The organism is Variovorax paradoxus (genome assembly GCF_009498455.1).
Taxonomy (GTDB): domain Bacteria; phylum Pseudomonadota; class Gammaproteobacteria; order Burkholderiales; family Burkholderiaceae_C; genus Variovorax; species Variovorax paradoxus_H.
The window spans coordinates 1,551,725-1,563,118 of record NZ_CP045644.1 but is presented as its reverse complement, the minus strand read 5'-3'; the positions used below and the strand labels follow the sequence as shown (position 1 = coordinate 1,563,118).

General features: G+C 67.8%; 12 protein-coding genes. 4 read left to right on the top strand and 8 right to left on the bottom strand.

Annotated features, from left to right (window positions below; translation table 11 throughout):
• Positions 1–104 precede the first annotated feature (104 nt).
• Complete coding sequence (locus tag GFK26_RS07030) at positions 105–710, top strand: hypothetical protein (protein ID WP_153281368.1); 606 nt, start codon at positions 105–107, stop codon at positions 708–710.
• Here GFK26_RS07030 and creC read toward each other — a convergent pair.
• Both creC and creB read right to left on the bottom strand, forming a co-directional pair.
• Entirely contained in the window at positions 704–2,146 is a 1,443-nt protein-coding gene (gene creC, locus GFK26_RS07025; RefSeq protein WP_153281367.1) for a two-component system sensor histidine kinase CreC, read from the bottom strand. The two genes, GFK26_RS07030 and creC, sit on opposite strands and share 7 nt — an antisense overlap.
• Positions 2,143–2,937 (bottom strand): two-component system response regulator CreB, encoded by a 795-nt coding sequence (gene creB / locus GFK26_RS07020; RefSeq protein ID WP_153281366.1) that lies wholly within the window; start codon positions 2,935–2,937, stop codon positions 2,143–2,145. The genes creC and creB overlap by 4 nt, the downstream gene beginning before the upstream one ends.
• Before the next feature lie 569 nt (positions 2,938–3,506).
• Here creB and GFK26_RS07015 point away from each other — a divergent pair.
• Positions 3,507–4,466: a YcjF family protein gene (locus GFK26_RS07015; protein ID WP_153281365.1), complete on the top strand. Its 960-nt coding sequence runs from the start codon at positions 3,507–3,509 to the stop codon at positions 4,464–4,466.
• A gap of 22 nt (positions 4,467–4,488) precedes the next feature.
• Here GFK26_RS07015 and cueR read toward each other — a convergent pair whose 3' ends face one another.
• Together cueR and GFK26_RS07005 are read right to left on the bottom strand one after the other, a co-directional pair.
• On the bottom strand, positions 4,489–4,911 hold the full coding sequence (gene cueR / locus GFK26_RS07010) for a Cu(I)-responsive transcriptional regulator (RefSeq protein ID WP_228121935.1): 423 nt from the start codon (positions 4,909–4,911) through the stop codon (positions 4,489–4,491).
• Positions 4,908–5,102: a heavy-metal-associated domain-containing protein gene (locus tag GFK26_RS07005; protein ID WP_153281364.1), complete on the bottom strand. Its 195-nt coding sequence runs from the start codon at positions 5,100–5,102 to the stop codon at positions 4,908–4,910. The genes cueR and GFK26_RS07005 overlap by 4 nt, the downstream gene beginning before the upstream one ends.
• A 162-nt stretch (positions 5,103–5,264) precedes the next feature.
• Between GFK26_RS07005 and GFK26_RS07000 the strand changes: the two genes are divergently transcribed.
• Entirely contained in the window at positions 5,265–7,535 is a 2,271-nt protein-coding gene (locus GFK26_RS07000) for a heavy metal translocating P-type ATPase (RefSeq protein WP_153281363.1), read from the top strand.
• Between the two features lie 12 nt (positions 7,536–7,547).
• Here the strand turns inward: GFK26_RS07000 and GFK26_RS06995 are convergent, their stop codons facing one another.
• The 4 genes from GFK26_RS06995 to GFK26_RS06980 form a co-directional block, all read right to left on the bottom strand.
• Positions 7,548–8,036: a GNAT family N-acetyltransferase gene (locus GFK26_RS06995; RefSeq protein WP_228121934.1), complete on the bottom strand. Its 489-nt coding sequence runs from the start codon at positions 8,034–8,036 to the stop codon at positions 7,548–7,550.
• Positions 8,037–8,120: 84 nt separating this feature from the next.
• Positions 8,121–9,401: a beta-ketoacyl-[acyl-carrier-protein] synthase family protein gene (locus GFK26_RS06990; RefSeq protein WP_153281362.1), complete on the bottom strand. Its 1,281-nt coding sequence runs from the start codon at positions 9,399–9,401 to the stop codon at positions 8,121–8,123.
• On the bottom strand, positions 9,398–9,685 hold the full coding sequence (locus GFK26_RS06985; protein WP_153281361.1) for a phosphopantetheine-binding protein: 288 nt from the start codon (positions 9,683–9,685) through the stop codon (positions 9,398–9,400). The genes GFK26_RS06990 and GFK26_RS06985 overlap by 4 nt, the downstream gene beginning before the upstream one ends.
• Positions 9,686–9,702: 17 nt before the next feature.
• Positions 9,703–10,551 carry an alpha/beta hydrolase gene (locus GFK26_RS06980; RefSeq protein WP_228122052.1) on the bottom strand — a complete coding sequence of 283 codons (849 nt, stop codon included), beginning with the start codon at positions 10,549–10,551 and terminating at the stop codon, positions 9,703–9,705.
• 152 nt (positions 10,552–10,703) lie between these two features.
• On the opposite strand from GFK26_RS06980, the gene GFK26_RS06975 reads away from it, so the two are divergent.
• The gene (locus tag GFK26_RS06975) at positions 10,704–11,393 is read left to right on the top strand and encodes a response regulator transcription factor (protein WP_056574813.1); all 690 of its coding nucleotides are present in this window, start codon (positions 10,704–10,706) and stop codon (positions 11,391–11,393) included.
• Position 11,394 lies beyond the last annotated feature (1 nt).

Genomic DNA, 11,394 nt, shown 5'->3' with positions numbered 1-11,394 from the left:
GGCGAGATCGCCCAAAGACGCGGGGGACGCGCGGTGCCTACACTCGGTGCCGCGGCCCCCGCGATTTTTTTGCCTTTTCTCTTCTCTCCCCTTTTCTCGCATCCATGGAAATCCTCACCCTGGTGGCACTCATTGCCGCCGGCTTCTACATCCTGAAGTCCAAGGAACAGCGCCAGCGCATCGCGCTGCTCGGTCGCCATCTGGGCCGCTACCAGATCGAAAAGCTGATGGAGAGCCTGACCCAGGGCTACCTGCGCTGCCTCGGCGAAGACGACGCCGAGCGCCGCCAGCAGATCTGGCACCTGCTCGACAGCACCGAGGAAAAGCTCGCCGCCCAGTTCGAGACCTTCGCCGCCGACCTGGCGCGCGAACCCGAAGCCGACACGCGCGTGAGCCGGCTGCCGGTGGCCTTGCCGTTCGCCACCACGCTGTTCCCGTCCGCGAGTTTCGACCTGCGCGAAGCGCTGCGGATTCACGCGCGCGGCATCGCGGGCGTGGCGAAAAATACGGCGGGCCGTTCACCGAAATCGAAGGCCTTCACGATGTCCGCCGAGCTGTTCCTGATGCAGCACACCTGCCACTGGTTCTGCAAGTCGAAGGCCGTGGCCTCGGCGCGCATGCTGGCGCGGCACCAGACCTCGTACGAGCAATTGCTCGACGCCGTGAGCCCCGAGACGCGCGAGGCGTATCGCGCCCTGGTCGGTCAGTGATGCGTTGACAGCAGCGGCAGCGTGAGCGTCGCCACGGCGCCGCCGCGCGTCGCGTTGCCCAGGTCGATGCGGCCCCGGTGCAAGGTCGCAATTTCCTTCACGAACGCCAGTCCGAGTCCCGTGCTTTTCTTCTGGCTGTGCGGCCTGGCGAGCGAATAGAACTTCTCGAAGACCTTGTCCTGCGCGTAGTCCGGAATGCCCGGGCCGTGGTCGCGCACGTTGATGCGCGCCAGCCGCGAGGTGGTTTCCAACGTCAGCAATACCTCGCTGTCGGGCGGTGAAAAATCGAGCGCGTTGTCGAGCAGATTGCTGATCGCGCGGCGCAGCAAGAACGGATCGCCTTCAACACGCGCGGGCTCCCGAATATTCACGATCAATCGAATGCCGCGGCGCGACGCGGCGGGTTGCGCGCTGCCCGCAATGTCTTCGATCAACGGGCCCAACGCGACCGGTTCGGTGCGGTCGAGGGTGCGCCGCGTTTCGAGCGCGGTGAGTTCCATCATGCGGTCGACGATTTCCTGGATGCGCTGGGTTTCGCGTTCGATGTTCTTCAGGAAACGTTCGCGCTGGTCGTGCGGCATCTGCGGTTCCTGCAGCAGCTCGGCCGCACCGCGAATGGCCGACAGCGGGCTCTTCACTTCGTGCGTGAAGGTCTGCACGTAGTCGGCCACGTAGTTGCGCCCGGTGAGCGCGTCGCGCATTTCGCCGAAGCCGGTGCGCACCGCATCGACGGCGCGCCGCGCCATGCGCGACAGGCTCAGGCTGCGCTGCGCGCGCACCCAGGTCCAGTAGTCGCGGATCAGGCCGAAGGGCCGCACCAGCCACACCGAAACGATCACGGTGAGCAGCAGCAGCGCCAGTGCCGAACCGACGCCGACCCAGATGGTGCGCACGCGTGCGTCTTCGACGAACTGGCCGAAGCTCTGCACCGGCTTGCCGACGCTGACGACGCCGACGATCTCGTCGTTCCAGCGGATCGGCGCGCCGACGTACATCACCGAGGTGCGCGGGTCGCCGTCGACGTCGCGCGAGGTGCGCGCGCCGTACAGGCCGCCGAGCGTGCGCTTCACGTCGCTCCACTGCGAGTAGTCGTTGCCCAGGTGGCGGCCGAGCGAATCGAACATCACGCGGCCGGTGCGGTCGGTGACGTACACGCGCAGCTCGACCCGGCTCTTGTGCAGGTTGTAGATCTGGGCCGAAAACTCGCGCGTGTAGACGCTGCGAAACAGCGGCTCCAGCCGCGCCGTGTTGATGGCGCCAGCGATCACGTCCTGCTCGACCAGGCTGGCCATGAGTTGCGAGGTTTCGACCAGGGATTCTTCGGCCGACTCGCGGTAGCGCGGGTCGATGTCGGAGACGACGCGGTACAGCAGGAAAGCGATGCCTGCCGTGTAGATCAGCAGGATGCCAATGAAGATCCGCGTGCGCCGGGTCATGCCCTGCTGGCAGGCAATTCTTCGTGCAGCGCGTAGCCGGTGCCGCGCAAGGTGCGGATCGGCTCGACCTCGGGCGCGATGGTCTTGAGCTTGGCGCGCAGCGTCTTGATGTGCGCGTCGACCGTGCGGTCGAAGCTGTCGCTGGCGTCGTCCCAGACGAGCTGGAGCAGTTCGTCGCGCGTGAACACGCGCCCCGGGCGCTGGACCATGAGTTTGAGCAGGCCGTATTCGTAGCGCGAGAGTTCCAGCAGCCGTCCGTAGTAACGGATTTGCATGCGCTCGCTGTCGAGCGAAAAGGGCGTTGCAGGGGTCTGTGGCGCCGCTGGAGGCGGCGCCGGCGCGTTTTGAGGAAGCACCCCATGGTTTGTCGCTGCGGCCGCTGGTGGGCTTCCTGCGCCGTTTCTGGCGCTGCGCCGCAGGATGGTTCGGACCCGGGCGACCAGCTCCCGGGGAGAGAACGGCTTGGCGATGTAGTCGTCGGCACCCAGTTCGAGGCCCACCACGCGGTCTATTTCGTCGCTGCGGGCCGTCAAAAACACCATCGGTACCTCCGGGCCGCCCATCGACTGATTCAGCGCCTGGAGGCGTTTGAAGAGCTCGAAGCCGTTCAGGTCGGGCAATCCGATGTCGAGGATGGCGAGCGCGGGGCGTTCCTGCGCGAACTGCGCGATGGCTTCTTCGGCCGTGGCGCACCACACCGGCTGGAAGCCGTCGCTGCTCAAAACGTACTGGAGCGTGTCGGCGATGCCCGATTCGTCTTCGGCAATCAGGATCCGGGGTTTGAAGCTCATCCGGTGATGTTAGCGAGGCCCAAGGACGACCCGTGCCCGGTTTTTCGCCCGAGGCGCCGGGGACCGGCGCGGCCTTTCGCGGCTTTTTTTTTCGGGCGCGGCTTTTCCTCTTCCTGTCTTCTTATTCTTCTTATTCAAATTAGTAGTAGTAGATAAGGGTCGCACCCTTCTGTGGAAAGGTCGCTTTTTCCTTGACGTGACAACGACTTGTCATGCCTGCGTCACTGTGCGCACCCGCGCTTCCGTGGTGTACCCGCAACTTGGACAACATGGGGTAACCCGCCGGCCCTGTGGATAACCGATGGCTTGTGCCAGAACTCTCCCCAGAGTTGTCCTTTGACAGCCTTCCACAATTCTGCGAAAGGCGGTTTTCGGACAAAGAAATCAAGTGCCTGTTATTTGGGCATGTTGTAGATTTCCGTTGTAAATCAATGACTTGCAACGCCCCTACAGAGCAGTGCCGGGGTTACCCACAGAGTTGTCCCAGTTTTGTGGGGAGAACGCGAAGCGGAACCTTCGGGCGCGGTGCGGACCCAATCCGTTCCTTCACATGACGAAAAAACTCGAACATGACACCTTCTGAAACAAAAGCGATCGTCACCCTGAGCCTGCTGGCGGCCTTCGTCGACGGCGAAAAGCACGAACGTGAGCGCGCCGAGATCAAGCGCATCGCCGAGGGCCTGTCGCAGGCCGACGGCGTGAACCTGCCGACGATCTATCAAGATGTGCTCATGAAGCGGGTGTCGCTGGCCTCGGTGGCCGGCGAGCTGAAAAGCGCCGAGTCGCGGCAGCTGGCGTACGAGATGGCGGTGTGCATGTGCGACGCCGACGGCGTGCAGTCGGAGCCGGAGCGGCTCTTTCTGATGGACGTGCGCAGCTCGCTCGGCCTGGACGCCTCGGCGGCGCAGTTCTCGCAGCGGGCGGAAGACATTGCCGCCGCGGTGCCGGCGGCTGTGGCGGCCACGGGCGCGACTGCGGTTGCAGCGGCAGCCCCCGCCGCGCCGCAGGCGCCCGACAGCACCGAGCTGGACCGCGCGATCCTCAACGCCGCCATCCTCAACGGCGCGCTCGAGCTGCTGCCCGAAACGCTGTCGACCATGGCGATCATTCCGCTGCAGATGAAGCTGGTCTATCGCATCGGCCAGGCGCACGGCTACCAGCTGGACACGGGCCACATCAAGGATTTTTTGGCCACCGTGGGCGTGGGCCTGACCTCGCAGTACCTGGAGCAGGCCGGGCGCAAGCTGCTTGGCGGCTTGCTGGGCAAGGTCGGCGGCGGCCTTCTGGGCGGTCTCGGCAAGCAGGCCGTGAGCTCGGGCATGAGCTTCGCGTCGACCTATGCGCTGGGCCATGTGGCCAAGCGCTACTACGCGGGCGGCCGCACGCTGTCCACGCAGATGCTGAAGGACGCGTTCTCCAACGTGGTGAAGGAAGGGCAGGGCCTGCAGACGCAGTACCTGCCGGCGATCCAGGAACGGGCGCGCACGCTGGACACGAGCCAGGTCCTGTCGCTCGTGAAGAACGCCTGAGCCTCGCGGCTCAGGCTCAGGCTCAGACCTGGCTCAGGTCGTCGAGGATCGGGCAGTCGGGCCGCGCATCGCCGTGGCAGCAATGCACGAGGTGCGCGAGCGTGCTGCGCATCGACTGCATGTCGGCGATGCGCTGCTCCAGTTCACCGAGGTGCTTTTCGGCGATGCGCTTCACGCTCGAGCTGGCGCGGCGGCGGTTGTGCCACAGGCCGACCAGTTCGGCGATTTCTTCCATCGAAAAACCCAGATCGCGTGAGCGCTTGATGAAGCGCAGCGTGTGGATGTCGGCGTCGTTGTACTGGCGGTAGCCGCTCTCGGTGCGCGCCACCGCCGGCAGCAGGCCCAGGCCTTCGTAGTGGCGCACCATGCGCGCCGAAACGCCCGACAGCCGCGCGGCCTCGCCGATGGCCACCTGGCGGCCGTGGGCCATGGTCGCTGTCGTCATTGAACGGTGTAGCCGGCGTTCTCGATCGCGGCCACGAGGTCCTGGCGCGGCTGCTGGCTCAGCACGTCCACATGGCCGGTTTCGAGATCGACCGTGACCTGCGCATGCGGATCGACCGTCTGTACCGCGTCCTGCACCGCCTCCACGCAGTGGTTGCAGCTCATGCCGGAGACCTGGAATTTCTGGCTCATCGTCGTTGCTCCTTGGGGGGAATGGATGAAGGGTGGAAGGATTGAACACCCGAATCGGGGACAACGCCAGTTTCAACCCTCTCACGATGTCAACGTCCAGCCAAGGGCTTTGAAAAACCGCCGCTTGACCTTGCCATGGTGTCAGGCTTTAGCCTCGGCACCATGGAACACATTCAGCCCCCACCCTCATCGGCCGCCGCCGCCACGCTGGACCTCTCGGTCGGCGGCATGACCTGTGCCTCGTGCGTGATGCGCGTGGAGCGCGCGCTCAAGAACGTGCCCGGCGTGCAGGACGTGAGCGTCAACCTCGCGACCGAGTCGGCCCGCATCGTGGCCACCGGCGGCGAGGACATGGCGCTGCTGCTGCGCCGTGCCGTGCGCGCCGCCGGCTACGAGCCGCGTGCCGAAAGCACTGCGCAAGACGAGGCCGCGGCGATGTCGCCCTGGCACGGCTTCATGCCCGTGGCCGTCGGTCTGGCACTGTCGATCCCGCTGATGGCGCCGATGCTCGGCGACCTCATCGGCCAGAGCTGGATGCTGCCGCCCTGGGTGCAGCTGCTGCTGGCGACGCCGGTGCAGTTCTGGCTCGGCGCGCGTTTTTATCGCGCGGGCTGGCACGCGGCCAAGGCCCGCACCGGCAACATGGACCTGCTCGTGGCGCTGGGCACCAGCGCGGCCTTCGGCCTGTCGCTGTGGCTGTGGTGGCGCGCCGCCACCGGCGAGCATGCGGGGCACGGCATGGTGCCGCACCTGTATTTCGAAGCTTCGGCGGTGGTGATCACGCTGGTGCTGCTGGGCAAGTGGCTCGAGGCGCGCGCCAAGCGCCAGGCCACGTCGGCGATCCGCGCGCTGCAGCAGCTGCGGCCCGAAGTGGCGCACCTGATCAACGCGCGTGGCAAGGAAAGCGACGTGCCGCTGGCCGACGTGATGGTCGGCGACCGCCTCGCCGTGCGCCCCGGGGAGCGCGTGCCGGCCGATGCGCGCGTGCTCGAAGGGCAATCGGAGGTCGACGAATCGATGCTCACGGGCGAACCGCTGCCCGTGGCGAAGAACCCCGGCGATGCCTTGACCGGTGGCGCGGTGAACGGCGACGGCCGCATGGTCATCGAGGTGCGCGCGGTCGGCGCCGAAAGCGTGCTGGCGCGCATCATCCGGCTGGTCGAAGACGCGCAGGCCGCCAAGGCCCCGATCCAGCGCATGGTCGACCAGGTGGCGGCCGTGTTCGTGCCGGTCGTGTTGCTGATCGCGCTGGTCACGTTCGCGGGCTGGATGGTTGCGGGTGCCGGCGTCGAGACTGCGCTGATCCATGCGGTGGCGGTGCTGGTCATCGCCTGTCCGTGTGCGCTGGGCCTCGCGACGCCGGTGGCGGTGATGGCGGGCACGGGCGTGGCTGCGAAGCACGGCATCCTCATCAAGGACGCGCGGGCTTTGGAAATCGCGCACCGCGTCGACACCGTGGCCTTCGACAAGACCGGCACGCTGACGGTGGGCCGCCCCGTGCTCACGGCGCTGCTGCCCGCGGCCGGTGCGCTGGCCAACGAAAACGACCTGCTCGCCACGGCCGCCAGCCTGCAAAGCGGCAGCGAGCATCCGCTCGCACGCGCCGTGCTGACGGCTGCGGCTGAACGCGGCGTGCAGGCACCGCCGCTCGGCGCGATGCAGGCGATGCCGGGCCGCGGCGTGCGCGGCGAAGTGAACGGCACGACCTGGGCCCTCGCAAGCTTGCGCTGGTGCCGCGAACTCGATGCGATGCCGGCCGAAGCCGACATCGAGCGCCTGCAGTCGCAAGGCGCCACGGTGTCCGCACTGCTGCGCTTCGACGACGCCGGTTCTGCACATGTGCAGGCACTGCTGGCCTTCGCCGACGAGCCGAAGCCGCAGGCGGCCGAAGCGATCCGCACCTTGCGTGCGCGTGGCCTGCGCGTGGTGATGATCTCGGGTGACAACCTGCGCGCGGCGCAGGCGATGGCGGCGCGGCTCGGCATTCCCGCCGAAGACGTGCGCGCCGACGTGCTGCCCGCCGACAAGGCCGAGCAGGTGAGCGCGTTGCGCAAGAACGGCCATGTGGTCGCGATGGTCGGCGACGGTGCGAACGATGCGCCCGCACTGGCCGCGGCCGATGTGGGCATCGCGATGGCGCCTTCGGGCGGTGGCACCGACGTGGCGATGGAAGCAGCCGGCATCACGCTGATGCGCGGCGACCTCGCGCTCGTGGCCGAAGCGCTCGAGCTCTCGGGCCGCACGGTGGCGAAGATCCGGCAGAACCTGTTCTGGGCCTTTGCCTACAACGTGGCCGGCATCCCGCTCGCGGCCTTCGGTTTGTTGAGTCCGGTGGTGGCCGGTGCGGCGATGGCGCTGTCGAGCGTGAGCGTGATGGCCAATGCGCTGTTGCTGCGGCGCTGGAAGCCGAAGCACCAGCAACAACAGCACTGACCCGACAGCGGATCAGTCGAACAGCAGCGCCATCAGATGCTCGTCGATGAAGTCCGCTTCGCCGGCCCGGCGGTAGAACTGGCGCAGCGTGCCTTCGTGCACGAAGCCCAGCCGGGCATAGAAACGCAGGGCCGTGGCGTTGTCGCTCTCGGCCATCAGCTCGACGCGGCGAACGCCTTCGGCCTTCAGCCGCGCGAGCACGTCGGTCACCATGGTTTGCGCGATGCCGCGGCCATGCAATGTGGGATCGACCGCGAGCGTGCCCAGGCTCGCCACATGCTGCGCACGGCCCGGGTAGCGTGTGACGCGGTAGAAACCGGCGACCTGGCCATCGACGTCGAAGATGAAGAAAGCACCGCTGTCGATCAGGCCCTGGAAGACCGCGCGAAAGTCTTCGCGCGGCATCGGGTCATAGCCGAGGTAGGGCACGACCCGCTCGTGCATGTAGAGATCGAAGACGGCGTCGAAATCAGAGGGGGTGGCGAGGCGGTGCAGGGGCATGTCGCGCTTCTTCTGTGGGAACGATGCGGCGCAGCATAGCAAGGCGGTGCCGACGATGGCACCGGTTTTTCTGCCCTCTGGAGGTCAGCGCCGGCTCGCCACGATCACCGCATTCGTGCCGCCGAAGGCGAAGGAATTCGACAGCACATGGCGCAGCCCCCGCGCCTCACGTGCGGCGCCGCGCACGAAGTCGACGTTGCCGAACGCAGCATCCGGCGTCTGCAGGTGCGCGATGGGCGGCAAGGTCTCGCGGGCCAATGCGCGCAGCGCCGCCACGAGTTCGATGGCACCGCCGCCGCCGAGCACATGGCCGTGGATCGCCTTGGTCGCGCTGACCGGCGCGGCATCTCCGAACAGTTCACCGATCGACGCGGCTTCAGCAGCATCGCCCGCGGTCGTGGCCGTGCCGTGGGCGTTGATGTGTCCGATGTCAGACGGCGTGAGTCCGGCGTCGCGCAGCGCCGCACGCATCGCGCGCACCTGGCCGGCCGGGTCGGGGTTGGTGATGTGCGTGCCGTCGCAGTTGCTCGCGTAGCCGCTGAGAACGAAGGGCTGCGCACCGGCGCCGCGTGCGTGTGCATGCGCCTCCGATTCGAGCACCAGCGCCGCCGCGCCTTCGCCGATGGCGAAGCCCGCGCGGTCGGCCGAGAACGGACGGCAGGCAGACGCGGGCGCATCGGCCGGTGGCGGCGCCATCACGCGCATCGCGTGCCAGCTGGCCATCACCCCGGGCGTGAGCATCGCATCGTGGCCACCGACGATGGCGATGTCGATCCAGCCGCCGCGGATGGCGCGCATGGCTTCGCCGATGGCCACCGCGGACGAAGCGCAGGCGCAGGCATAGGCCAGCGCTGCACCGCGCGCGCCGAAGTGCAGTGCCAGTTCGGCGACGGCCGCGTTGGGCATCACGGTGAGCACGGTGGTGGGGCGCATGCGGCGCTGCGCGCCGTAGAGCGCGCGCGTGGTGGCGTCGAAGGTGCTGGCGCCGGCCAGGCCGCTGCCCCAGAAGATGCCGAGGCGGTCGCGGTCGATGGTGTCGAGGTCGAGCCCGGCATCGGCCGCGGCATCTTGCGCAGCGGCCAATGCCATCGCGGTGCCACGGTCGAGTGGCAGGCGCGAGGCGCTGCGCACACCACTGGCGTCGAAGTGGCAGGTGGCGGCGGCAATCGCCATCGGGTCCATGCCGGGGATTTCGAGCGTCTGCGCGCGCACCGCGGAACGGCCGGCGAACAGCGCATCGTCGAAGGCCTCGATGCTGCGTCCGAGTGGCGTGACAAAGCCGAGGCCGCTCACATGCACAGGTGCGGCAGCGGTGTGCGCGGTCGAGGCGGCCGCGAGCACGGCGTGGGCGGCGCCGCTGCTCATGCGGTGGCAGCCATCGGCTCGCTGCGCGCGGCGGCAGCTTCGCCTTCGGCATCGATCACCTCGCACAGCCGCTGCAGCGTGATGCCGGCTTCGCGCGGGTCGAGCCGGTCTTCCGGAATGCGCAGGTGGAAGGCGTCTTCTACCGCGAAGACGAACTCCATGAGCGCGAGCGAATCGAGGCCGAGGTCCGACAGCGCGGTGGCCGGCGAGATCTCCGCGCGCGCGACGCGGAAGTCGGTCTCGAGGAGGGCGGCGATGCTGTTGAAGGTGGGAGAGGAAGACATGAGGGGGTTCCTTTCTTTCAGGCGTGGAGAACAGAAAGTCCGCGGGCGCGGAACACGGGTGCGGGCACCGGACCGTGGGCCACGGTCTCGGCGAAGGCGAGGGTCTCGCGCACCACCTGCTGGCGGTCGTTGTCGATGGAGATCATGTGGTAGCTGTTGTTCAACACCACGGTGCGCAGCGAGGCGCAGCGCAACCCGCGCACGAGCAGGTCGAGGTTCGACAGGCTGGCCACCTCGTCTTCGCGCGCATGCAGCGCCAGCACCTGTTCGCACTGCACGTCGTTCAGGCGTCGCCTCACATGGCGGATGAGCCGGTCGTGCTCGCGCAGGTGGCCCACGCCGATCACCGCGCTGCCGGCGCGCGAGACCTGGCGATGGCGCAGTTCGCGTTCGATCCAGGTGCGCACGCGCTCGTTCTTCACGCCGTAGGGCGGGCGCTCACGGTACTGCCAGAAGCGGCCCAGCGGCGTGTAGAAAGCCAGCGGCAGCAGGCAGCGCGTGCGTGGCACGGCCCAGCCGTCGAAGCGCAGCGTGGTCGACATGAGCACCAGCGCGTCCACCTCGCGTCCGCAACGGATGGCACCGCCCAGCGCCAGCGATGCGCCGGCGGAGATGCCGACCAGCATCACGCGGTCGTGCGTGCGCCGCAGCGCCTTCACGTGCGCTTCGAGCGTGTCGAGCCAGCGTTCGAAAGGCACGGCCTGCTGCAGTGGCGCGGCCGCGTCGAACGAGTAGCCCACGATGCACAGCGGCTGCACCGCATACCCGTGGCGCTGCAAGGTCGATTGCACGGTCAGCAGCTCGTCAGGTGTGCTGCATAAACCATGGAGCAGAACCACCGCGGTGCGCTGCACGGCGGGGGACACCAGGCTCAAGGGATCGGAGGGATCGCGTGCACTCATCGGAAGGCGTGTCGTATGCTCATGCCGCGTTTATCGCGGTGAGCGACTGACCGGCCGCTGACGCGTCTTTCGCCAGGGCAGATCCACAGAATCACACACCCACTCATTCACTCACCATGCGAATCCTGCTTGTGGAAGATGACACCGTGCTGCGCGACGTGATGCTGCGCAGCCTCGCCGACGCGGGCCACCGGGTCGATGTGTCGACCAACGTCGAGGACGCCGACCATCTGTGGCGCGTGCAGCCCTTCGATGCCGTGCTGCTCGACCTCAACCTGCCTGCCACCGCCAGCCCCACCAGCGGCCTCGCGAGCGGCCTCACTGCGTTGCGACAGGCGCGTGCACGCGGCGACCGCACGCCGGTGCTGGTGCTCACGGCGCGCGGCCGCACCGAAGAGCGCATCGCCGGGCTCGATGCGGGCGCCGACGACTACCTGGGCAAGCCCTTCGATCTCGCCGAGGTGGAAGCGCGGCTGCGCGCACTGGTGCGGCGCGCCAAGGGCACCGAAGACATCGTGGTGCTCGGCCAGCTCAAGCTCGACCGCAAGGCGCGGCGCTTCGCGGTCGCGAACGCACCGCTCGATTTGCCGGCGCGCGAGTTCGAGGTGCTGTGGGAGCTCATGAGCCCGCCGGGCCGCACGGTGAGCAAGCGGGCGCTGTCGGACAAGCTCTCGGGCTTTGACGAATCGCTCGGCGACAACGCGCTCGAGGCCTTCATCTCGCGCCTGCGCAAGAAGCTGCTCGGTTCGGGTGCGGGCATCCGCACCTTGCGCGGCATCGGCTACCTGCTCGAAGCCGAGGTGTGAG

Bases quoted from the DNA above. Each gene is read 5' to 3' on its own strand.
- GFK26_RS07030 (WP_153281368.1), top strand. From the start codon at position 105: ATGGAAATCCTCACCCTGGTGGCACTCATTGCCGCCGGCTTCTACATC.
- creC (WP_153281367.1), bottom strand. From the start codon at position 2,146: ATGACCCGGCGCACGCGGATCTTCATTGGCATCCTGCTGATCTACACG.
- creB (WP_153281366.1), bottom strand. From the start codon at position 2,937: ATGAGCTTCAAACCCCGGATCCTGATTGCCGAAGACGAATCGGGCATC.
- GFK26_RS07015 (WP_153281365.1), top strand. From the start codon at position 3,507: ATGACACCTTCTGAAACAAAAGCGATCGTCACCCTGAGCCTGCTGGCG.
- cueR (WP_228121935.1), bottom strand. From the start codon at position 4,911: ATGACGACAGCGACCATGGCCCACGGCCGCCAGGTGGCCATCGGCGAG.
- GFK26_RS07005 (WP_153281364.1), bottom strand. From the start codon at position 5,102: ATGAGCCAGAAATTCCAGGTCTCCGGCATGAGCTGCAACCACTGCGTG.
- GFK26_RS07000 (WP_153281363.1), top strand. From the start codon at position 5,265: ATGGAACACATTCAGCCCCCACCCTCATCGGCCGCCGCCGCCACGCTG.
- GFK26_RS06995 (WP_228121934.1), bottom strand. From the start codon at position 8,036: ATGCCCCTGCACCGCCTCGCCACCCCCTCTGATTTCGACGCCGTCTTC.
- GFK26_RS06990 (WP_153281362.1), bottom strand. From the start codon at position 9,401: ATGAGCAGCGGCGCCGCCCACGCCGTGCTCGCGGCCGCCTCGACCGCG.
- GFK26_RS06985 (WP_153281361.1), bottom strand. From the start codon at position 9,685: ATGTCTTCCTCTCCCACCTTCAACAGCATCGCCGCCCTCCTCGAGACC.
- GFK26_RS06975 (WP_056574813.1), top strand. From the start codon at position 10,704: ATGCGAATCCTGCTTGTGGAAGATGACACCGTGCTGCGCGACGTGATG.